This is a genomic window from Zavarzinella sp., assembly GCA_041399155.1.
Taxonomy (GTDB): Bacteria; Planctomycetota; Planctomycetia; order Gemmatales; family Gemmataceae; genus JAWKTI01.
Genome location: JAWKTI010000001.1, coordinates 84172 through 107403, shown reverse-complemented (window position 1 = coordinate 107403; position 23232 = coordinate 84172). Strand labels below are relative to the sequence as shown.

The 23232-nt window shown below is 49.8% G+C and carries 21 protein-coding genes; 11 read left to right on the top strand and 10 right to left on the bottom strand.

Annotation, left to right across the window (positions count from 1 at the left end):
* Positions 1-711 (bottom strand): hypothetical protein, encoded by a 711-nt coding sequence (locus tag R3B84_00475; protein ID MEZ6139019.1) that lies wholly within the window; start codon positions 709-711, stop codon positions 1-3.
* Between the two features lie 47 nt (positions 712-758).
* On the bottom strand, positions 759-1718 hold the full coding sequence (locus tag R3B84_00470) for an SPFH domain-containing protein (GenBank protein MEZ6139018.1): 960 nt from the start codon (positions 1716-1718) through the stop codon (positions 759-761).
* A gap of 136 nt (positions 1719-1854) precedes the next feature.
* On the opposite strand from R3B84_00470, the gene R3B84_00465 reads away from it, so the two are divergent.
* On the top strand, positions 1855-2436 hold the full coding sequence (locus R3B84_00465) for a GYF domain-containing protein (protein MEZ6139017.1): 582 nt from the start codon (positions 1855-1857) through the stop codon (positions 2434-2436).
* A gap of 155 nt (positions 2437-2591) precedes the next feature.
* On the opposite strand, the gene R3B84_00460 is transcribed toward R3B84_00465, so the two are convergent.
* From R3B84_00460 to R3B84_00435, 6 genes are all read right to left on the bottom strand, one after another.
* A complete protein-coding gene (locus R3B84_00460) occupies positions 2592-3584 on the bottom strand; it encodes a hypothetical protein (protein ID MEZ6139016.1) in 993 nt (330 codons plus the stop codon).
* A 240-nt stretch (positions 3585-3824) separates the two neighbouring features.
* Positions 3825-5324, bottom strand: coding sequence for an ISKra4 family transposase (locus tag R3B84_00455; GenBank protein MEZ6139015.1), 1500 nt, complete (start codon positions 5322-5324; stop codon positions 3825-3827).
* Between the two features lie 160 nt (positions 5325-5484).
* On the bottom strand, positions 5485-6228 hold the full coding sequence (locus R3B84_00450; GenBank protein ID MEZ6139014.1) for a pYEATS domain-containing protein: 744 nt from the start codon (positions 6226-6228) through the stop codon (positions 5485-5487).
* A 239-nt stretch (positions 6229-6467) separates the two neighbouring features.
* A complete protein-coding gene (locus R3B84_00445; protein ID MEZ6139013.1) occupies positions 6468-6830 on the bottom strand; it encodes a hypothetical protein in 363 nt (120 codons plus the stop codon).
* On the bottom strand, positions 6827-7429 hold the full coding sequence (locus R3B84_00440; protein ID MEZ6139012.1) for a hypothetical protein: 603 nt from the start codon (positions 7427-7429) through the stop codon (positions 6827-6829). Before R3B84_00440 ends, R3B84_00445 begins: the two co-directional genes overlap by 4 nt.
* A 297-nt stretch (positions 7430-7726) precedes the next feature.
* A complete protein-coding gene (locus R3B84_00435) occupies positions 7727-8662 on the bottom strand; it encodes a M12 family metallopeptidase (protein ID MEZ6139011.1) in 936 nt (311 codons plus the stop codon).
* A gap of 301 nt (positions 8663-8963) precedes the next feature.
* On the opposite strand from R3B84_00435, the gene R3B84_00430 reads away from it, so the two are divergent.
* From R3B84_00430 to R3B84_00420, 3 genes are all read left to right on the top strand, one after another.
* Positions 8964-9935, top strand: coding sequence for an integron integrase (locus R3B84_00430; protein ID MEZ6139010.1), 972 nt, complete (start codon positions 8964-8966; stop codon positions 9933-9935).
* A 193-nt stretch (positions 9936-10128) separates the two neighbouring features.
* Entirely contained in the window at positions 10129-13452 is a 3324-nt protein-coding gene (carB, locus tag R3B84_00425) for a carbamoyl-phosphate synthase large subunit (protein MEZ6139009.1), read from the top strand.
* Between the two features lie 24 nt (positions 13453-13476).
* Positions 13477-14784, top strand: a complete 1308-nt coding sequence (locus R3B84_00420; GenBank protein ID MEZ6139008.1) for a thymidine phosphorylase — start codon at positions 13477-13479, stop codon at positions 14782-14784.
* A gap of 65 nt (positions 14785-14849) precedes the next feature.
* On the opposite strand, the gene R3B84_00415 is transcribed toward R3B84_00420, so the two are convergent.
* Positions 14850-15233 (bottom strand): VOC family protein, encoded by a 384-nt coding sequence (locus R3B84_00415; protein ID MEZ6139007.1) that lies wholly within the window; start codon positions 15231-15233, stop codon positions 14850-14852.
* 185 nt (positions 15234-15418) lie between these two features.
* Between R3B84_00415 and R3B84_00410 the strand changes: the two genes are divergently transcribed.
* Positions 15419-16489, top strand: coding sequence for a DUF1080 domain-containing protein (locus tag R3B84_00410; protein ID MEZ6139006.1), 1071 nt, complete (start codon positions 15419-15421; stop codon positions 16487-16489).
* On the opposite strand, the gene R3B84_00405 is transcribed toward R3B84_00410, so the two are convergent.
* Positions 16452-17168 (bottom strand): phosphopantothenoylcysteine decarboxylase, encoded by a 717-nt coding sequence (locus R3B84_00405; GenBank protein ID MEZ6139005.1) that lies wholly within the window; start codon positions 17166-17168, stop codon positions 16452-16454. The genes R3B84_00410 and R3B84_00405 overlap by 38 nt on opposite strands.
* 46 nt (positions 17169-17214) lie before the next feature.
* On the opposite strand from R3B84_00405, the gene R3B84_00400 reads away from it, so the two are divergent.
* From R3B84_00400 to R3B84_00375, 6 genes are all read left to right on the top strand, one after another.
* Positions 17215-17958 (top strand): SDR family oxidoreductase, encoded by a 744-nt coding sequence (locus tag R3B84_00400; protein MEZ6139004.1) that lies wholly within the window; start codon positions 17215-17217, stop codon positions 17956-17958.
* A 115-nt stretch (positions 17959-18073) separates the two neighbouring features.
* Complete coding sequence (locus tag R3B84_00395) at positions 18074-18580, top strand: hypothetical protein (protein ID MEZ6139003.1); 507 nt, start codon at positions 18074-18076, stop codon at positions 18578-18580.
* Positions 18581-18584: 4 nt separating this feature from the next.
* On the top strand, positions 18585-19463 hold the full coding sequence (locus tag R3B84_00390) for an alpha/beta hydrolase (protein MEZ6139002.1): 879 nt from the start codon (positions 18585-18587) through the stop codon (positions 19461-19463).
* A 213-nt stretch (positions 19464-19676) separates the two neighbouring features.
* Positions 19677-20513 carry an SDR family NAD(P)-dependent oxidoreductase gene (locus R3B84_00385; GenBank protein MEZ6139001.1) on the top strand — a complete coding sequence of 279 codons (837 nt, stop codon included), beginning with the start codon at positions 19677-19679 and terminating at the stop codon, positions 20511-20513.
* Between the two features lie 432 nt (positions 20514-20945).
* Positions 20946-21842, top strand: a complete 897-nt coding sequence (locus R3B84_00380; protein MEZ6139000.1) for a prolyl oligopeptidase family serine peptidase — start codon at positions 20946-20948, stop codon at positions 21840-21842.
* 227 nt (positions 21843-22069) lie between these two features.
* Positions 22070-23209: a hypothetical protein gene (locus R3B84_00375; protein ID MEZ6138999.1), complete on the top strand. Its 1140-nt coding sequence runs from the start codon at positions 22070-22072 to the stop codon at positions 23207-23209.
* Positions 23210-23232 lie beyond the last annotated feature (23 nt).

The window sequence follows — 23232 nt, the reverse complement described above, 5'->3', positions numbered from 1 at the left end:
TCACTTTGTGGACAGTGCAGGTTGATCCTGTACCAGTGTAATCTCACCAGACTGGCCGATATCATCAAAAAAGTGCCCTCGAACGTGCCACAAACCCTGTTCCATTCGAAAATCAAACTTTGCAGCACCGGAAAACTGGCGGGACATCATTCCCCCACCTTCCCGACGTGGGAGATCTTCCTCAAATGTATAGACGAATCTCAAGGTAACCACATCGTGAAGCATTCCTAAACGAATACTGGCCATATCACTGTGGACCACCACTTTTCCACTTTGCTCTGACATTCGTTCAATTAACAAACTGATCTGCTCCCACGTCTGGGATACTTTCATGGAATATGCCGTGCGAAATACTTTTTCTGAATTGCTGAAAGTGTGTAATTCAATTTCGCCGTGGTAGGTTCCATTCATGTTCGGTGGATAATTTAAGCCCGCGAAGCGGAACATCCACCTGCCAAGTCGTGTGCGCCAAAGATATCCATCGAACAGATTAATCAACACCCCAAACAGAATCAGTGCGGTAAACCCACCAAAAAGAAGTGCGGTTTCCGCCATATCCCAATCATCGCCCCAGTATTTTCGCAGAACTATTAACGCACCATGCTGGGCAAGTGGCGTAATAAAGGCCGTTATCAGTGCAATCAGGGCATACATTCGGGAACGCCCACTGGGACCGTTACTGTAAATGGTGTAGTCGTGGCCTTCAATCACAGGTGGTTCCTGCAAGAAAATGAATGAAAACTAATTAATATTCGTGCCTACTTTTTTCCGGGTGCAAATTGTAACAGATCCAGGCCATCTGGGCCCAGATAGTTATCCAGCAGGTCAACCTTGCCGTTTTTTTGAAACGCGGCCCAGGTGCGGCCCATTTCATCCCACCAGATCGATTCCAGAATCTGGGGATTCTTCACCAAAAGTTCCTGGTACCGCACTCGGCGTGCCTCAAAACGGGCCGCTTCGGCGTTGGCAATCGTCACCACGTTGGTGGCATTTGCCGTTGCCTGCTGTTCCAACTGGTCCGCCTGCGAAAATGCTTCCTGCCGTCTGCGTGCTGCTTCTTCTTCAGCCCGTTGTTCAATCGCACGTGCCTGCGTCTGTGCCTGGTTGACGGCATCGAAGGCACTCCGCACCTCTTCAGGTGGGGCAAGATATACCACACTCGACTGCAGAATTTCGATCCCAAGTTCTTGTGCTGCAAGCACTTGCTGCAACTGCACCGTTAACGCAGCGGGGATTTCCAGATTGCCACGCAAAAGGATGTCATCAATATTTTTTGTGCTGGTCCAGTGGGAAAGGATCGCCATGGTTGTTTGCTGAATAATCGCTTCCACCTGGTTCTGGTGCACCAGAAATCGTTCCCAGTCGCGGGTCTCTTTACCTACCGAATAATCCACTGCTACCTGCAGATTGACCAGATTCTGGTCGCCTGTCAACAATTGCCCCACGGGATTACTGTCCAATTCTTCCGGAAAATAGCCCACGTGCGTGCGTTGGACAGAGGCCACCCGAATCCGATCGACGCGATCAATGCCGTATGGCCAGCCGATCCACAAACCCGGTCCAGGGTGGGCCACTATTTTGCCAAAGCGACGCACCACGCCACGCTCTTCGGGCTGAATCTGCACCAGACCGGTAGAAAAATACCCCACGAGCACGAAAATGAGAAACCAGTGCCATTTTTTCATTTTTGTGGGCTGATTTACTGTCGGTGCAGTCATGAAAAGTTACAAAATGGAATATTTTTGCTATTTTACAAATTATTAACGAAATGAAACGCACGTCTGTACGAATTACCTTCCGGACCAGATTTCGCACCCAGGAAAGTTCCATGGGGTGCGTAAAAGGAGTAGAACATTGTCTCAGACTTGGTTTTACAGCGACGGTGAAGACCGGTTTGGCCCGGTATCCCAAGCAGAATTACAGCAGTTGGCGGAAAAAGGCCAATTAATGCGTCGTGATCTGGTCTGGCAGGAAGGAATGGAAGACTGGGTGGAAGCCCGCACAATTTCGGGGCTTTTTCCCGCACGTCGGGAAGAGGAACGCCCGAGATTTGACTACGAACCGGACCGCACCGAATCCCGCGACCGTGGGCCACGTCGCAGGCGGGCAGAGGAAGACGATTACTATCCGGAACAACGCAGACCCCGATCACGCAGGCGATTCGAAGACGAAGATGAATATCTTCCGGGCTACAACGAAGCCGAAGTGAACAATACCAAAATGGTGGCAGGCATTCTGGCCATCACGGTGGGTATTTTTGGCATCCACAAGTTCTACCTGGGCTTTCCGATGGCAGGCGTGCTGCACATTTTGATGAATCTGTTTACCTGTGGCATGACCAGTGTTCTTTCTTTTGTTGAAGGGATCCTGTACCTGGTGAAACCACCAAAGCAGTTTTATCGGGAAACGATCGTCGGCAAAAAAGAATGGTTCTAAGCGGGAGCCTACATGTGGCGAGCAAGTACGGAATGGGTTACCGCGATTGAGCAGAGTCGCGGAGTGTATAGTGAATGCGAAGCGATTCCTGCTCCAATCGCTCACTTAGGCCGCTTGCGGCCGTCGCCTCTAGTATATGCTCAATCGAGGCTGCCTTAAGCGGCCGGGCATGAGAGTTCCTCCACGGCCAAAACGTATGGGGCTCCCGCTCCGTTGCAACCCATTGTTATTTCGGATCTTGAGGCACGCAGTAAATCTACAATGTGTTCTGGCGTAAACCGCATCTTCATGTCTAACTGTTTCATCGATTCGAGTTCTCGGGTAGACAACCCGGTAGGCAACATTGGATTACGGTCTGTTTGTAATAAAGAATCTATCACTTTCGCCCGAAGAGGCTTATCGCCAAAGTGCAATACAGCGTCCAACGCAGTAAAACGCATCTCTAAATTAGTTGCCTCGTTTTGAAAGTACTTGATCTCATCAAGGCTGGACTTGTAAAGACGCAGAAAGAAAAATGAAAATAGTTCAATCAGAATGACGACGGTAAACCGGGGAAAAAAATGCGTGGCTAGGGAAGAATATGAACTGGAGAGTTCCTTAGTTCCATTCAACACGATATAGCCGAGCAACGTCACGCCAATGAGTGCCATAATAACGCCGATCGAAAGATTCAGCGTCCCGCGTCTGCCTAGCGCGTCTATTTCAAGATATATGCGTTTCAGCGAAGATTCCGAACGATCCGCAATGCTTTTCCTATAGTCTGCATCTCGAACTTGTACTTTTAATTCGGCTAAAAATTCTTCGGTCGCAGTCTCGGAGATGCGATGCTTTATATCTCCTATGATCGACTCTCTGTTACCCTCATCCAAGAGTTGAACAGTATTACGAAGTGAGGCCACTTGTTCTTGAATAGTTTCATCATCCCACCTCCACGGTTCTCGCATTTGATGAACGCGATCAGAGGTTCCTGAAAGGAAGCGAATTATAAAGACCATCGTTGTTGCGACAACCGGTAGCAATAAAGTAAGAACTAAGAGAATTGTAGACTCGCTGCTAAACAATCCCTTCTCGGTTCGGCTCCTTGCTAATGGTAGGATCGAAGCAACAGCTGCAACACTAAAAACAAACAATGTTGGCATTAACAGCATGTCTCGATTCCGTAACATGCTATGGAGAATACGGTATGTGTTTTTAGATAAGTTGTATAGCATATTTTTACTGTGAAATAGCTTGGTCCGCAATTGAGCAGAATCGCGAAAGTGGATACGAAGCGATTCCTGCTCCAATCGCTCACATAGTCCGCCTGCAGCCGTCACCTTTACTATACGCTCAATCGCGGACCGCGATTGAGGCCCAACCCACACCCAAATCACAAGGAGTGTAACCGGTCATCCGGGCAGTGGTGGTAGGTGAGGTAAGTTTAGCAGTTTGCGGTATTGAGCTGTTCTTTGGTATTCCTGGTTAGCCAGGTAAGTATGAAAATCGGTGGTTTTACAAGCCTGATGGATGGCTCGGGCGTGCAGCATCGCCTGTGCTCCTTTGGTTGTCCATCGCATGCCCGTCCGGCACATCCGATCCATCACCAGATGGCGACAAGCTCCTTCAATGACCCCTGTGGCAATTGGTAGTCCCTGTTGCAAATAGGTGTCATACCGCATGCGTTGGCTATTCCTTTCAAGGTAGTTGCAGACCTGATTGATTTTCTTCAACCGTTCCCCTTTCATCTGCTGTTTCTTTGCCATCTGACGCATACCGGAGATCACTCCCTTCACATCACCCTTCAGAATTCGTAACAGACGATCCCGGGCAAATGCTTCCTGGTACTCACGGTGGGACCCAAAAACTTTCGCAGCATCCCACACATAACTGGCAACGTGAATGATATCCAGAATATCAATGGTCTCGTATGAATCGAAATTGACATCGGAAGCGTCCCACAAACTGATCTGACCATCCATCAGTCGCACCAACGGCTGGTTCGTCTGGTGGCGACGTTCGACCTGCTCCGCTGCCCAGACAGTTGCCCGGTGCGTGCCCTTGATCAGCACGCTTTCTTCATCACATTGAGACAAAAATCCCGCAACTACTTTGCCCACCGGGTGCGGACGCTTTTGCGGATGTTCCATGTTTTCTCGAAACAGTGATGCAATAATCTCTTCGGGTGCTCGCACATATTCATCCACGGAATACACAGTAGCCAGCGTTGCCATACGCCGATTGCCAGGATACGAACGTTTCTCGAATGCTGGGAATGGTTTCGTTTGGCGAACCATCGGCACCCCCTTGCCATCCGCACTCACCACCAGAATCTTTCCCTCTTCTTCTGGTGCTGGAATCGGTATCTGATTCAGAAATTGCTCTGCAGGTTTACTCAGATTATTCGTAATCCGTTCCAGACTGTCGACCGGAATCTGTTGCCCGAAAATCAGCTGAATCAAGTCAGACACCTGCTGATAAGAGTCGTTCACACAAAGGTGATGAATGATCTCTCGGAACCAAAGGGAATACTTGCCTTCTGGCATTTGAATGGCCACATCAACAGGATAGAAATCGGTCTTGCGGTCGAGATTTCTGCCATAAACATATTGGCGAAACTGATGCACGCCAAAGATGGTGCGAATGGTTCGTTGTCGTGGTTCGTCGCTTCGATAAAACGTTTCTCCTTCCTCAGTCGTAATCGTTTCTCCCAGATCGCCAGTGCCTTGCATCTCCAGATAAAGCGAGATTACTGAAGCACCAATTTGGGCAACCAGTTGCTGAACGAATTGCTCGAAATCACGAATCGATATGCGTTCTCGTACAGCACGCTTTACTTCTGGTAAGAGCTGATCGAGTTGGTCAGCCAGGAAGTTGGGGTTGATTGCGAAAGATGAATCTGAGATAATCATTATTGGGTCTCCTGTGTTGACTAGGTGGTGGAAAACCTCTCATCACAGAAAGACCCATTTTTTTACAGCCCAATTTGTCGAATCCGTTACCCAACCTGCCCGGATGACCGGTTACACTCAATCACAAGAGACTTGACGCCGCCCAGGTCCACTGCAACTGCTAGGCAGTCTTGGCTGCGACAGCCCGGCCCATCTCGAAGTCAATGTATCTATGGAGAGATAAAGTTGTGCCGTCCTTCATTTTCACACGGCAAGTGCAAAGGAAGGCTCCATATGCTGAAGTCCTAACACCGAATAGCCCGCGAATCTTGGTCGCCTTGAATATGCGGTTGCCCCAATAATGCCCAAAGAAGAAGTCCACTTCGGCAATGTCGTCGAAATCAGTTGACTTGTGCCGTATCAAATAGATAAAGATGTCAAATTCCATGGTTGCATCCTTAGAAGGATAGAGGACATGCGTTACAAACAGGCCCCGGCACTGATTGTATAACGCGGACCGTTCCTCGGCACGATCCGGATTTACGTCCGCGACATTCTTCTCAACGCTAGATAACGTAGCCTCGAACCCGACATTAGGAATCTCAGGTTGACGTTTTGCGACTTGGAGCAGATTCAGATCAGGATTGATTGTCGCAACAAAGTGCGTCTCATCTTTGTAGTCAGTTGGCGCATACAGTTTTTTGTGATGGCGGCTTACGAGCCACGCGAATACCCCGAGCACCATCACCGGAAATATTACTAAGAACCAAATGAGTGGCGATCGCTCACAGGGCTCGGTCTTGCCAACTCCTACAACCAAGCAGGCAAACCCGTAAACGAGGACAATAAAAAGTGCGATGATCCCGAGAGGATTGCGAGAAAGCCCCTTAGCAGTTTCACCAAATTCTGAAAGCTGATTTGCCATGCTCAGTAGTTCTCAAGTTGAAGAACGGGTCCGCGATTAAGCAGAGTCGCGGAGTGAATACGAAGCGATTCCTGCTCCAATCGCTTACTTATGCCGCCTGCGGCCGTCACTCTTAGTCTTGCACACAGTTGTAGGCTGGGGAGAGCTAACATGCCTACACCAAGCCAAGATGAGCAGAAAAATCCATTCACTCTTGTTTGTCATGCAGATTGCATTTTTTGGCGTCCGCAGTTTCCACCCTACAGCCCAAGAAGTTTCTTAATCAATTTCGCGTCGGGGTCGTCCGCAGGGAGGGTCTTTAGGTGGTTTACCTTAGTGTTCTCGTTGTAGATTATGGAGACAATGATCTGCCGTATCTCTTCACCACGATAGTTAATCTGCAGCACCACAGCGACGACATTGCCGTTCTTAAAGGCCCTCCGAACATCAACATCTTTAAAGTCATTCCCAAATTTCGAATCCTTTCTCGCGTCCGCTAAGGCTGACGCAGCAAGAATGCGGAGTTCCTGCGACTCCTTATCCGCTCCGCTGCTTCGACTTGGTTGTAGGCTGAAGCCCAATACGGCGATGACGATCACGAAATGCAAACAAGTACGTGTCATGGTTTTTCTCCTTCAGTTCCGAATTGCCCGTTTCCCCGCGTGAAATACGTTGTCACGCGTTTGTTGTGGTGAGTGAAAACTGCTTCGATCGTATTCTCCCCAGGTGGGAATTCTACATATATCCCTTCAAGCTTGATTGGGTCTACACGGCTTTGGATCAAGTGGTAGGTCAAGGGCTTCTTGTCTTTACGCTCGACAGATGTAAGTATGTTGTACCCAACGAATTCGTCGGGGGCAAAGATCTGGGCATACACGCGTTCGGGTTTTGGGATTACGGTCCAGATGATGCCGAGGGCCATGAAGAAAAGGACTATCGGACCAGCAACGCGGAATTCCTTGGTGGCAAAGAAAGGCTTGATTTTCGCTTCTAGTTTACGCTGCGGCCAGAATACGTAGAAAAAAATCGCCAAGTAGAGGGCAATTCCAACACACGCAAAAAACTGGGCTATAGGTAACTCGAAGTGTGCAGGTGACGAAGCGGCCCAGAAGATGAGCACTGTCGCCACCAGCACCGCAGCAAGGCCGACGACTTGCATCTGCCAAGGAGGTAGCACAGAGGGATTCGATACTGGTTCAGCCGTTTCAACGTTTGTTGACATTAAGTGTCACTCCTTTTTGAATCGTTGGTTGTGCAGCTTGCGACAGGTCCCTGCGATGGCCATCACCATTTTCACTATCATTGAACCTAGCGGGGTATTCGATTCGTGCTCCAATCGCTGGTTAGGGTGCATGCGGCTATCACATTTAGTACATGCTCAACTGCAAGCCCCATTAATTTCAACTTTCAAGAGTTTTTTTCCAGCCAAATGTAACACTGAATTAGGTTTGTGGAAAATCTGCTCCCCAAGGTTAGTGAAGATCAGATAATTTTTCCATTACTTAATTTGCGGGTGATACTACGCAAGTTCCTCTGATTCCCAATCGTCAGTACTATCTTCGCTCATGTCAGCGAAGATACCACTCGCAGGCTTCGGATATATTTGACCAACGAAGTCATAGTCCCTCTTGTTAATATCCACCCCTCCAAGGATAGGCATTCCATCTCGGGTGATCGAACCGGGAAGCTGGTAGCACATGATGGAGGTCTGATCTGCTGGGGTGGCCATCAGCGACCGCTCGTTGAGTGGAGTAAGAACCTGCTGATCGACTTGTGTCCTTGACCAGCCTTGTGTACGGAGGAAGTATGCGTACGCCTTCTCCGGGTCAATCTTCGCTACCAGCGCCCGACGCATGTGCTCATGTGGAAAGCCAAGGGTGTGCCCAGCCTCGTGCCGGATAACTCGCTTGAACTCTGACTCGGGGGTATTCATCGTGAACCCCTGCAGATTCATGGTCTGACGGTTCCGTGGGATCAGCAGTATGTCAGTGCCAAGGTAAGAGTAGTACCCACCGTTGCCGCGAGAGATCCGAACTTCGCCGACGCCACTGGTCTCTGCAAAGCGGATACAACCGGTTCGAGTCCAGGCGTTCAAGTGGCTAATGATCCGCCGACGCAGATCGGACGGGGTAGTCTCCATGAAACTGACCGTCAGAGTACGCGGGGTTACTCCCCAATATTTGGTGGTCAAGACAGAGATAAACATCTCCGTCACTTCCAACTCCGGGGCAGCCATGTGGAGTGGACCTAATTCAGGTTGGTTGAATGGGTTGATCTCCACTGCGTGCCTCGCAGCCTTCACTTGCATGTTCTTGGGAACTGACTTGGGTGTGCATGTGAGCTTTTCCTGTGTGGGGTCGTTTGTGTCACCTTCATCCTCGTCAGTGCTCGCTGCAATAGCCACTTTGGCGATCTCGGCTAGTGCCGTGCGAAGTCGCTTCAACTCGTCGCTCATCTGTAATCTCATGTATGGGAAAAACTTTGGAAATAACTAACAGTACTTTTGCAAGACAAATACCAGGTGCGACTTTGAAGTACGTCAACGACACGACCAGTACTCGCCAAGGAATTATTCAATAGATTTACTTGCCATCTAATTCGCTTGCAATTCTGTTATTTCTGGGCTATACTCTTTCTAACCCACCATCGTCCACACAGACGACAGTTTGCATGCTAGCCTATCGCCAGAAGTCTCACAAGCAAAAAATTGTCATTTTTACAATCATTTACAGAATTTTTCGCCGTGGGATGAGGAAATGTCCGTTGCAAAGCCGCCCAAACTCCTTGATCGGGTGCGGGAGACCTGTCGCCTATTAAAATATTCTCATCGCACCGAGAAAGCCTACATCGATTGGATTATCCAGTTCATCAAATTCCATCAAAAGAAGCACCCATCGACAATGGGGGTGGCAGAAATCGAAGCGTTTCTCCGCAATCTGGCTGGGGAACGGCAGGCTTCTGCCAGTACCCAGAATCAGGCATATTCGGCAATCCTGTTTCTTTATCAGAAGGTTCTGAAGATCGAATTGTCCCCAATCCATGCACTGCGGGCACAACGCACAATGAAGCTGCCGGTGGTGCTTAGCATTGGCGAAGTGAGGCGATTAATAGACAGAATTCATCCCGAACAGAAACTGGCAGCAGAATTGCTTTATGGTACAGGCATGCGAGTGTTAGAATGTTGTCGGCTGCGGGTGAACGACATCGACTTTCAACGCCGGCAGATTCTGGTGCGTGGCGGAAAAGGTGACAAAGACCGCGTGGTGCCTTTGCCAGAAAAACTGTACGATCGTCTGAATGAGCAGATTTACAAGGTTCAACGACTCCATGAAGAGGATCTGGCAGCAGGTCACGGATTTGTTTCCCTGCCATCAGCACTGGCAGAGCAATACCCCAACGCAGGTGGGGAATTGAAGTGGCAATATCTGTTTCCTTCGCCCAGAATCAGCAGCGATCCGCAGAAACCGGGTGTTTTCGGAAGGCACCACATTCACGAAACTTCGTTGCAGAAAGCAGTCAAGCTGGCGGTCGATTCATCCACAATAACCAAAAAAGTGTCGTGCCACACTTTTCGGCATTCGTTCGCAACTCATTTACTGGAAGCAGGTTACGACATTCAAACCGTGCAGGAGTTGCTGGGTCATTCTGATATCAGTACGACCATGATTTACACCCACGTGCTGCAACGGGGTGCCAGTGGGGTACAAAGTCCGCTGGATCGGCTGTAAAGCACACTGGATGCAATGACATTCGTACGGACATCAGTGTTCCACGTGGAACATTTTCGATATTTGTACAAGTATCTAATTGTTCGGGCTCCCACCTTTGCAGATTCTTATTGGTTTCAACAGGCATAATTTGTAAATCAGTTAAGTTATTAACTGCTTTCCACGAACCCTTAGCTGTACAACGTTCTGCACCATGCCGAAGCGCACCGACATTAAAAAAATCCTTCTGATTGGTTCTGGCCCCATTATTATTGGGCAGGCGTGCGAGTTTGATTACTCCGGCACGCAGGCCTGCAAAGCACTGCGGGAAGAAGGTTTTGAAGTGGTGTTGGTGAATTCCAACCCGGCCACCATCATGACCGACCCGGAAATGGCCGACCAGACCTATATCGAGCCAATCACCTGGGAAGTGGTGGCAAAAATCATCGAAAAGGAGCGTCCGGACGCACTGCTCCCCACGTTGGGTGGGCAAACGGCACTCAATACGGCGATGGCACTGCACGAACACAAGATCCTGGAAAAGTTCGGCGTCGAAATGATTGCGGCCAAGCCCGATGTGATCGATAAGGCCGAAGACCGCGACAAATTTAAAGTCGCCATGATCAAACTTGGTCTGGATGTGCCCAAATCCAAGGTGGTCACCACCTTAACAGACGGGCTGGCCCTGATCGAAGAGATCGGCCTGCCGTGCGTGCTGCGTCCCAGCTTCACCATGGGCGGCACAGGGGGTGGCATCGCCTATAATCGTGAGGAATTCATTAATTTGTTGTCCCACGGGCTGGAACTTTCCCCCACCACGCAGGTGCTGGTGGAAGAATCGGTCATTGGCTGGAAAGAATACGAACTGGAAGTGATGCGGGACAAAGCAGATAACGTGGTGATTATCTGCTCTATCGAAAATCTCGATCCGATGGGTGTGCACACCGGCGACAGCATTACCGTGGCACCCGCACAAACGCTTTCGGATAAAGAATACCAGCGGATGCGCGATGCTGCCAAAGCAATTATCCGCGAAATCGGTGTTGAAACGGGTGGTTCGAACATTCAATTTGCGATCAATCCGGCGAATGGTCGGATGATTGTAATTGAAATGAATCCCCGCGTCTCTCGGTCGAGTGCGCTGGCTTCGAAGGCCACTGGCTTTCCGATTGCGAAAATTGCTGCCAAGCTGGCCGTGGGTTACACGCTGGATGAACTTCGCAACGATATTACCCGCGATACTTCCGCCTGTTTTGAGCCCACGATTGATTACGTGGTAACGAAAATCCCACGATTCAACTTCGACCGCTTCTTTGGTGCGGATGAACGCCTCACCACCCAGATGAAATCGGTGGGGGAAACGATGGCGATTGGCCGGAATTTCCGCGAATCGTTCCAGAAAGCCTTACGGGGTCTGGAAGTGCGGCGATTTGGCCTGGGGTGCGACCGTTTCGACCTGTGGACATCGGCAAAGCCACCCACGCAGGAAGAAATTGTTGCAAAACTGTCCACCCCCAATGCAGAACGTGCCTGGTATATCCGGTATGCCTACAAAGCGGGCATGTCCCTGGAAGATATCCAGCGACGCACGTTTATTGATCCGTGGTTTCTGCGGCAAATCCAGATTCTGGTGGAAGTTGAAGAGGAACTGAGTGCGTGCGGCTCGCTGGAAAATGCCGATTTCGACCTGCTTCTGAAAGCCAAGCAGAATGGGTTCCTGGATATTCAACTGGCCAATCTGTTCGGCTGCAACGACAAAGAGGTGCGTCGCAAGCGAATCGACCTGGGAATCCGTGCGGTTTATAAGCTGGTCGATACCTGTGCCGCCGAGTTCGCTGCCAGAACTCCATACTATTACAGCACTTACGAGGCACCTGCCTTACTGGTGCAACCAGAAAGCAATGATGCCAACCGTGCCGGAAAAGTGCTGCCACCCGAAGATGAAATGCTGCCCTTTGACCCACAGAAGGAACGGATTATCATCCTTGGTGGTGGGCCCAACCGGATTGGGCAGGGGATTGAATTCGACTATTGCTGTGTTCAAGCCGTAAAAGCTTTGCGCCAAAATGGTTACGAAGCAATTATGGTCAATTCGAATCCGGAAACGGTCAGCACCGACTACGACATCAGTGACCACCTCTTTTTTGAACCACTGACCGTGGAAGATGTGCTGAATATCTGCGATCGGGTGCAGCCGAAAGGCGTGATTGTGCAGTTTGGTGGGCAAACCCCACTGAACCTGGCGAAAGCGCTGGAAAATAATGGCGTAAAAATTATTGGCACCAGTGTCAAAAGTATCGACCTGGCAGAAAATCGGGAAGAATTCAAGCAGGTAATCGTCGATCTGGGCTTGAAGCAGCCTGAAAGCGGCACCACGCAAGATTTGCAGGAAGCCCTGCATATCGCCCGCAGCCTGGGCTTTCCAGTGCTGGTCCGCCCCAGCTTCGTGCTGGGTGGGCAGGCCATGAAAATTGTCGACACCGTTGAAGAATTTAATCAGTTCGCCCGCGATGCACTGGAAGCTTCCGGTGGCAAGCAGTTGCTGATCGATAAATTCCTGCCTTCCGCTGTGGAAGTGGATGTCGATTGCGTTCGCGACCACACCGGCAGAACCCTGATTGGTGGGGTGATGCAGCACATTGAAGAGGCGGGCATCCATTCCGGCGACAGTGCGTGCGTGATCCCACCGTACAGTTTGCCTGATTCCGTCATTGAAGTGATTAAAGAGCAAACGCTGAAACTGGCGGAAGCCTTAAGCGTGATCGGCTTGATGAACATTCAGTTTGCAGTCAGCAATCCGTACAGCGACAATCCCGAGGTGTATGTTCTGGAGGCCAACCCGCGTGCCAGCCGCACCGTGCCGTTTGTTTCAAAGGCCTGCAACGTCCCACTGGCCCGCCTGGCAGCACTGGTGATGGTGGGTAAAACCCTGGACGAACTTGGGGCACCCACCGAACAGGTGGTTCCCAAGTACTTTTCTGTCAAAGAAAGCGTTTTCCCGTTCAACAAGTTCCCCGGGGCCAATATTCTGCTTGGGCCGGAAATGCGTTCAACAGGCGAGGTGATGGGGATTGACGATACGTTCCCGATGGCCTTTGCAAAAGCACAAATGGCAGCTAACTCCGCACTGCCACTGGAAGGTGTTGTGTTTATTTCGGTGGCAGATCGCGACAAAGTGGAAATTATTCCGATTGCCCGCGAATTCTTCCGCCTTGGCTATCAACTGATTGCCACCCGCGGCACTGCTAATACCCTGCGGCAGGCGGGAATTGATGTCGAAGAGATCTTCAAACTGCAGGAAGGCCGACCAAACCTGCTCGATCGCATGAAAAACAAGCAGGTCGACCTGATTATTAATACCCACAGTCGACGGAGCATGCTGGCGGATGAACAGAAAATCCGCACTGCTGCCGTGGCGAATCGTGTAACCTGCATTACCACGCTTTCCGCGGCCCAGGCTGCAGCACAGGCGTGCCAGGCTCTTCGTTCGCAGCTCCTCACCGTCACCAGCTTGCAGCAACGGGCATTAGACGCGTAACTCCTTATCATTTCCAGGTTTCCGATGCTTGCAGTTGACATCATCAAAGCAAAACGCGATGGCAAAGAACTGACGGAAGATGAAATTGCCAACTTTGTCTACGCAGCAGCCACGGGCGATTGGCCGGATTACCAGCTAAGTGCGTTATTGATGGCCATTTTCCTGCGCGGGATGACCGCGGAAGAAACCGCAATGCTGACCGGATTCATGGCCCAGCAGGGCCAGCGATTCCAGTGGGACGATTTCACTGATCGCCCACTGGTGGACAAGCACTCCACAGGTGGCGTGGGGGACAAAACCTCGTTGGTTCTGGCCCCACTGCTGGCAGCTTGTGGGTGCTACGTACCGATGATGTCCGGGCGGGGGTTGGGCCACACAGGTGGCACGCTGGATAAGCTGGAAGCGATCCCCGGTTTCCGCGTGCGACTGGAAGAAGCAGAAATCCGCCCTATTCTGCAACAGGTGGGGTGCTGCATGTTCGGCCAGACGAGTGCTGTGGCACCAGCAGACCGCAAGCTTTACAGCCTGCGAGATGTGACCGGTACCGTCGAAAACATCCCACTGATCACGGCTTCGATCCTCAGCAAAAAAATCGCCGAAGGCACCCGTTATCTGGTGATGGATGTCAAGGTGGGGCGTGGGGCATTTATGAAGCACCTGGCCGACGCTCAGGCACTGGCGGAATCGATTGTGCAGGTTGGCAACGCCAACAATGTCACCACTACCGCACTGCTGACGCGGATGGATCAGCCGCTGGGCAATCTGGTGGGCCACACCCTGGAAGTAGTGGAGTGCCTGGAAATGATGCGAGGCACCTACCCAGCCGATCTGGGCACTGTTACTTTTGCTCTGGCAGAAGAAATTCTGCTACTGACAAAAATTGCACCGGATCAGCCCACTGCACAGCAAATGATTCAACGTGCGATCACTTCGGGCAAAGTATTAGAAAACTTTCAGAAAATGATCGAAATGCAAGGTGGGGATGCCCGCATTGTGGATAATTACGACCTGTTACCCCACGTTCGGCAAATTCATCAGGTGTGCAGCGACCGCACCGGGTACCTGACTCAACTGGATGCGGAAGCATTTGGGATTGCCACCTTGCGGTTAGGTGGGGGGCGGGCAAAAGCAGAAGACGAAATCGATCACGCTGTTGGCATTCGACTGCTGAAGAAGCTGGGCGATCCGGTACAGAAAGGTGAGCCGATCTGCGACCTGTTTTTCCGCACCCAGACCACGCTGAATGATGCAATCCCCCACGTCGTGGGGGGTATTGAAGTTGCTGAAGTGCCACCAGAAGTACCCATTTCGATTGTGGCAACGATTGCATAAGTATCTGAATGATTAATCTGTCGATTCGTGAACACACTGAAAATTGAATTTCTATGAGAACTGCCTCACTGTTGCAGATTCTGCCACAGTCCAAGGTAGTTACCTTCGCAATCTTTCACCTGGGCGTATAGACCCATATCGCCCACCTGGCGTGGCATGAAGACAATTTCCCCACCCGCCATTAAAACTTCCTGCACTCGTGCCGCAACATCAGCCACTTCGATTACAATCATCGGGTTGGGGCTAGCATCCATGCTGCGTTCGTAAAACCCACCGTTGATGGCTCCTGGCTCCTTCGGCATGTGGTTTTCACCCACGGGTGTGGTGGTAGCAAACCAGTACGGCATGCCGGGGATTTCCGTAATCTCCCAGCCGAACACTTTCTGGTAGAAGGTTGCGGCTCGTTTCTGATCGGTAAACGGAATTTCAAAATGTGAAACTCGATCCATCGTTTGGCCTCCAATGGTGATTTGAAACTATGAAGCAAACTGGCGTTAGGTTAGCAATTTTGCCCCACGAAACTACCCGCGGTGGGGGAATCGTGTCTGGCACACAGATTGCAAACTGCATTCCAGCCCACTTTCGGATAACATAACTAACAGGAAATTGTTCCTCTTCCAGGATCGACCAGACAATGAACAACAATACTTCCGTTTTTGGAACTGCAAGCAGATTGCTGCTGGCAGTTATCCTCGTTGCCGCATCCACCAATGCACCTTGCCTTGCTGCCGATGAAGCAAAACTGACTGCAGAAGAACTGCAGGAAGGCTGGCTGCAGTTCTTCGATGGCACCAGTACGCTGGGCTGGAAAATCACGGGCGATGCGAAAGTGAAGGATCACACTCTCATATTGGGTGGGGAGAAAGAAACCACTGCCACACCCGATTTGTTATTACCCACAATCAAACATTTGGTTCAGCTAAAAATGAGTTGGACTGGGAAAAAACCACCAACGGTTGAAACTGCCGATGGAAATATTTCGGAATTCATGGTGAATTCAACAAAAGACGATGTCAACGTTTTTGGTTGGGGAAATCCTGCGAAATCAGGCAATAAAGTTGTAGTTCCGGTGTCGCTGAAAATTCCTGCAGGCACCACTGTCAGACTTCACTATCTGCGTTTGAACATCAACAGTGATTTCACTTCGTTGTTTAATGGGAAAGACTTAACAGGCTGGAAGTTATTCCCCGGCGACAAATACAAATCGCAATACACCGTTACCAAAGAAGGTTATTTGAACGTGAAGGATGGGCCGGGCGACCTGCAAACTGCTACAAAGCATGACAATTTTCTGCTGCACCTGGAATGCATCAGTAACGGCAAGCACCTGAACAGTGGGATCTTTTTCCGCTGCCTGCCGGATGTTTACCAGCAGGGTTACGAGATGCAGATTCGCAATGAATGGATGGGCGATGACCGCACGAAGCCGGTTGATTTTGGCACGGGGGCCATTTATCGCAGGCAACCAGCAAGCCAGGTGGTTTCCACCGATGGGGAGTGGTTTCACGCCACATTATACGCCAATAAAAACCACCTGCGAACGTGGGTGAATGGCATTCCCGTGGTTAGTTGGCACGATGATCGGGCTGCAGATGTGAATGCCCGCAAAGGTTATTGTGCGGGCGCAGGCCACATTTCTATTCAGGGGCACGATCCTACCACCGACCTCAGCTTTCGCAACTTGCGAATTGTGGATCTGAAGTAAATTTCTGTTCCAGCTGGTCAAGTAGAACTGTCGACAACTGTTCGCGTTGAACCGAAATGAACTGATCATTGCGATCACCAATCCAGGCGGTGGTCTGATAATTTTCAAACAGGTTAGCGACAATCCAATCGGCATCGGAAGTGGCACGCGAGCGTTTGGCAATTTCCAGCAACTCTGGTGCGGTGATCCCCACTTCCAACTTGAACTTGACCAGTAGCCCGCGATAGCCCCACGTGGTGCGGATCTGATCAATAATCTTGACGGTGGGGGTCAGTTTCAGCCACAATTCCTGATGCTGACTGCTGATTTTGTTGTTGGTGTCAAGTGCTGTAAGTGCCTGTTCTGAAAGTACTTGCTGGTCATTTTCTGATCTGGAATACACCCCACTAAGGTGGTAATCGCTGACGGCAGCTGCAAAAATAATGGCATCCCACGATTTGTGGCGAATCAGCACTTCCGCACAACTGTCAAGGTCATGGTAAGTGCGGTAAGGCACCACGGAAATCGATGTTGGTTGCAAAATCTGTTCCGGATGAGAAGTAACCAGCGTGACATGGTGCCCACGATTCGTCGCTTCCGTGGCCAGGCGGGCACCCGTCCTGCCCGTAAACACGTTGGTGATGCACCGCACGGCATCAATGGGTGTCTGGGTGTTGCCTGCCGCGACTAAGATGTTCATAGGTCTTCTCATGAAAGAATATTCTACCACAAAAGGAGTGGCGGCCATGCCAGTTGCATTGATCACCGGAAGCGGGAAAAAGCGTGTCGGTTCAGTGGTAGCACAATATCTGGCTAAACGTGGCTGGGATATTGCGGTGCATTACCGCTCATCCGCAACTGAAGCAGCAGAACTGGCGCAAGTCCTGACAAAAAAAGGAATTCGGTGCCAGATCTTTCAGGCCGATCTCGCAGATGAACAGGCTGTTCAAGTGATGGTAGATCAGGTGTTTGCCCACTTCGGGCAGGTGGATCTGCTGGTGAATGCCGCAGCAATCTGGGAACGTAAGCCACTGGAAGAAGTCACTGGCGCCGATGTGCGTAAACACTTTGATACCAACTGTTTAGGAACGTTTCTCACCTGTCAGCAGGTGGGTCTGCGGATGACAAAGCAGCCACAGGGTGGCTTGATTGTGAATATTGGCGACTGGGCCGAAGCCCGCCCATACCTCAATTATGCGGCCTATTTCCCATCCAAAGGTGCCGTCAGCACGCTCAGCCGGTGTTTTGCAGTGGAACTTGCCGCACGCAATCCTCGGGTGCGGGTGAATTGTCTGCTGCCGGGCCCCGTGATGCTGCCTGAAGATTTACCCACAGAAGAGCGGGAAGAAGCCATTGCAGGCACTCTCGTGAAAGAAGAAGGCAGCCCGGAAAATATCGCCCAGGCAGTGGAAAGTTTGTGGCTTAACAAGTTTATCACCGGTGTATCGTTGCCCATCGATGGTGGACGAACGATCTGCTCCAACGAATAATCGGCGTTGCATCTGCTTAACTGCTAAGTAGTTACTGCTTTCAGAAGATCCATTTCATAAAACAGGTGGGTGCGAGACTACTCAATCACCAAGATAGTCGCACCGATGTTTGACAATGGCTGATATGGACCCCACGACCCGCGATCTGGATACCCTCCTGCAGAAAATTCTCAACTTCTACGTGGAAGCGGTTGAGTATTGGATTGTTCGTTGCCTGAACCAGCGCACCCTTGGTGATTCTGCCGGTTTTATTGATGGCCGTTGGACATTACTGCACGCCCACGTGCAACAATTGCGGGAGCAGTGCCACAACGCTCCGACCGCCTTTCCCGATGTCGTACAGGAACAGGTGGGGAAACTGCTGGAGGCAACGATGCATCTGCGAGGGCTCTTTGACTTGCTGATGTCGTCACAAGTGCTTACCAATAAGACACTTGAGGAAATTTCGATCCAGTTTCGACAGATTTTCAGCCAGGTGAATCTCCTTTTGCAATTTTTTGCAGTTTTACACCCCCACGTGCGGCAGCTTCCTAAAATAAGCGCCAATCAGGAAGCGACAATCGATCAAATATTCAATCAATTGTTTGATAGCCTGGTAGCCTGGAACCTTCACCGGAGATAATTTCATGAAAATTGGTGGTACCTTACTCCGATTTTGCCTCGTAGCTGGTTTGGTTGTTGCCGCACTGACACCCTGCACCGCACAGGATCTGAAGTCGAAAATTGAAAAAGATATTGTGTATGCGAAAGTGAAGGATACGGAACTGAAGCTGGATTATCTGGCACCCGCTGTTGCAAATGATGCCGCACCCCTGGTGGTGTGTGTGCACGGTGGAGGCTGGCGGGCTGGCAATAAAAAAGATTTGCACGCATTGATGGAAGTTCTTGCTAAACAAGGGTTTGCGGCAGTTTCAGTGCAGTATCGTCTTTCGCTGGTTGCTCAGTTTCCCGCACAGATTGAAGATGTGAAAACCGCTGTTCGCTTCATGCGAAAAAATGCCAAACAGTACAAAATCAACCCGGAAAATGTAGGTGCGGTGGGTTTCTCGGCTGGTGGCCATCTGGTGGCCTTGATGGGTGTTGCCGATGATGCTGCGAAACTGGAAGGCAGCCTCTATCCAGAGTTCAGCAGTCGCGTGCAGTGCGTGGTCGATTATTTTGGACCCACCGATTTTGAATTGTACTCTGGAGACGCTTCTGCACAGAAAGCCTACATGACCCCACTGTTCGGTGGGACTTATCAGGAAAAAACCAAAGAGCACCAGAAGGCATCTCCCATCAAATACATCAGCAAAGATGACCCGCCATTCCTGATTTTTCATGGCGATAAAGATTGGATTGTGCCAATCGAACATACCCACAAATTTGCCAAAATGTTAAAGGACGTTAATGTTCCGGTGCAAGTGGTGGTGATGGATGGGGAAGGGCATGGTTGGAACGGCAAAAAATTACAAAGTTCGGTCGATCAGACTATCAGCTTCTTCAAAAAACACCTGAAAAAATGATGCTTTTCTCCCGCGCGATCTCGTTCGCTGCTGCAATATGTGGTACCACAACGCGCCCACTTGGCCGGTGGGTATTATTTGGACTGATCGTACTAATTTTGTTAGGTCTGGTGGGGCACGGGTGCCACGTGGGTGGGCATGGGGATGAAGATCTCCTGCTGCCCGACTTGTAAGATAAAGCCTTGTATTGAAGCGTACCACAGGGGGAACCAAATGGGTCGCAGTAGAGAACTGGCAGGGATGAGGATTCTGATTACTGGTGCATCCCAGGGGATTGGCCGGGCAATGGCACTGCTGGCAGCCCAACGTGGCATGCGGGTGCTGGCCACCGCACGCAAACTGGAATTGCTGCAGGAACTGGCAGCCCAGGCGGGCTCTGGCACGTTAATTCCGATTCAGGCAGATATTGCCGTGGCGGCAGACCGCGAAAAAATGGTGCAGGCCGCCCAGGAGCATTTTGGCGGGCTCGATATTCTGGTAAATAACGCAGGGATTGGTGCCACCGGCCACTTTGCTGATTCTGACCCGGAAGTGCTGCGGCAGATCATGGAAACTAACTTTTTTGGCACAGTGGAAACTACCCGCGCGTTTCTGCCCATGCTGACAAATACGGGTAAACTGCCCGCGGTTGTCAACGTTTCCTCGATTCTAGGGAAACGGGCGATTCCTGGCCGTTCATTGTATTCTGCCAGTAAATTTGCACTCGAAGGGTGGACGCAGGCGATTCGGGCCGAGTTTGCCCGCTTTGGCATTGATGTGATTACCATCAACCCAGGATTAACGCAGACCAACTTCTCCCAGAATATGCTGGAAAGCAAAGCGAAGATGTCGCTCGACCATAAACGGGGGATGACTTCGGAAGAAGTTGCCGAAGCCACCCTGAATGCGATTGCGAAAGGCAAAAAATCGGTGAATCTGACCCGCGATGGAAAGTTGCTGCTGTTTGCAAACCGTTTTATGCCCGGCCTCATCGACCGCATCGCCGCTAAGAAAGTGCGAAAACTGTTTGCGGATGAGATGAAAGAACGGGAAGCGAAGAAAGCATCGTAAGTTTGCGACAACGAATCAAGGTAATGTAGAATGCAATGCACTTTTGGCATCACACATTATCATGTCATTATTGTGGTGGTTTGACAGCCATTGATCATGCCTGGAAAAGATGACGATGACGATTTACCGTTTGATTATCGCCTTGAACAAGACGAGTACTATAAAAAATCTATTCCATTGAACCCGAGGGCCGAACAAGATCAAACAATACTTGACTACGCACTGAATCTCAAGAAACCCTGGCAAACTCGAAAACAACTTCTTCAAAATTCTCTAGACGCTTACAGCGTATTCCAAATTCTTTCTTTCTTGGTCATCGGATTCTTTATCATCAAGTTTGCAATGCAATTAAGCGGCCGGAACAATGTTGATTTCAGCAGTCACAACGACAATTCGCAATTTCATGAGTGGTCAAAGCCATCACCGCAAGATGTGTTAGATTCCATTATTACAAAGAAAAACCGCGACGTTTCGTTCGCGAAAGCACGGAATGATTTTCCAACGAAAGTGTCTGGGAGTAGGTCTGGCTACTTTGATCCCCCCATTCCACCGAAGGGTGTGCTGGAACTTGTGCAATATCCCACCGTACTGGGAAACATGGATGCATACATTACCCCGAAGCCAGCGAAGCACGGAAGGTATCCAGCCGTAATCTGGTTGTCAGATCATTTTGAGAACAGCATTGACTCCAAACTGTGGGATGAGAAGCTCTCCCATGTGAATGGAACAGTGTTTCGGGACGCTGGTTTTGTTGTGTTTTACCCTTCACTCCGTGGGGGGAATAAGAATCCTGGTTCGAATGAAAATGCTTATGGCGAAGTGAACGATGTGCAGGCAGCTTGTATCTACCTGAAAAATCGCGAAGAAGTCGATCCGAATCAAATTTTCCTGGTTGGGCATGGTACGGGCGGGACGTTGGCCCTGCTGACTGCAGCGTATCGTTCCGATGGATTTCGAGGAGTGCTGGCCTTTGGCCCCGTGGCCAGGATGGACTACTATCATTCCAGTGAACTCAATTATAATATCATGGATCGGGATGAAACACTTCTTCGAAGTCCGTTGTACTGGATCAACGATATCACCTGCAAAACCTGGGTGGTCGAAGGTCGGAATTCACCACTGAGTAACGAATTGAGCAGAATCCACGAGAATAACTATTTAGCGAGACATGTGTCCTTCAATTTGATTTATAATTTCGACCATGACACGATCGTTGAGCCAACATCGAAGGTTTACATCCAGAAAATTAAAACCCTGAAAGAGAGCACTGACAAGATCACCATCGATCCGAACGATGATATCAAAGTGATGCAACAGATGCGAAAGTGAAGAACGTTGTAAACACCGGCTGGAAGCCGGTGCCACCGTCTCCTTCCTGTCATTCAAGCAAGTGAGGTCACAAATAAACCGGGCAGGGGAACAAGTCGGGTCGAACCATTTCCCCAACATCACGTGGTGAAGACACAAAAATTAAGAAATTCTCATTTTTTCTTCGTGGTGCGTTTTCATATCCATGACAGCAACGTCTTGTTCCTACAAACAGACAAGGAGTAGAAATGAAGTCCTTTTTCACGCCTCTTATCTTTTTGCTAAGTTGTTACGGTTTGCTAGCTGCACCAAAAACCAACGCGAAAATAACCGAATACTCCGATGGTAGCCCTCAAAGGATTTATTTTGCGCCGAATGGTGATATCCGTGCGGTGGTTACTTGCACAATGATCAACGAACGTAGACATGAATGCTGGGTAGTCGATCCGCTGAAAGAAAAAATCATTGCAGGACCAATGAAGCACGATGTCCAGATTTACTTGGCAGTGATCAGCCCGGATGGAAAAACAGTTGCTACATGTTGTATAGATAAAACTTTGCGTTTATGGGACGCCGTTAGTGGGAAGCAACTGCTGGATACAATGACTTTCTCCCACTCTTCAAGCTGTTTGTGCTTCAGCCCGGATAGCAAAAAGTTTGTGATGAATTCGAACAAATTTGCATACGTATGTGATACCTCCACTGGGAAGCAACTATTCGAACCGATTGAGCATGAAGAATTTGTTCGCTACGCGCAGTTCAGTCCCGATGGCAAAATATTGGCTACCAGTGCGAAGTATTCAGCAAGTTTTTGGGATGCGGAAAATGGCAAGCAAATCAGAGAACCAATCGCAGTAACTGGGTCAATCGATAAAATTTGCTTCAACAGAAAAAGCAGCTTGATTGGCCTCGCCTATGCTGGTGGTGTTCAAGTATGGGATTTAGAGAAAAACAAACCATTAACACCGGCAATCGGTAAGGATAGCATTCATAAATCAGGCATGTCCAATGCGGCTGGTGATAAATTTCTTTCTTGTGGAAGATCATATAATAACAAAATTAGCAACCATGGAAGAGCTTACCTGATTGATCTTAATACTGGAAAGCTGGAGCACCCAGAATTTTCTCTCTCTGCAACTGTACAAAACGTAGATTTTACTTCTGACAGTAAATTATTTCTCGCATCAACTTATGATGGTAAATTATCTCTGTGGAATGTATCAACTGGTAAGTGCATTTCGCCCGAAATGAAGCATGATGAGGAACAAATTGTTGCAAAATTCTCACCCGATGGCACTAAAATTTTTACTATTTCGCGTTGGATTCTGAAAACTTCTGTCTGGGATGTTGCAACTGGAAAACTTATTGCAGAAAAAGCGATCCCCTGATTCCAAATGGAAACTTTGGCAAA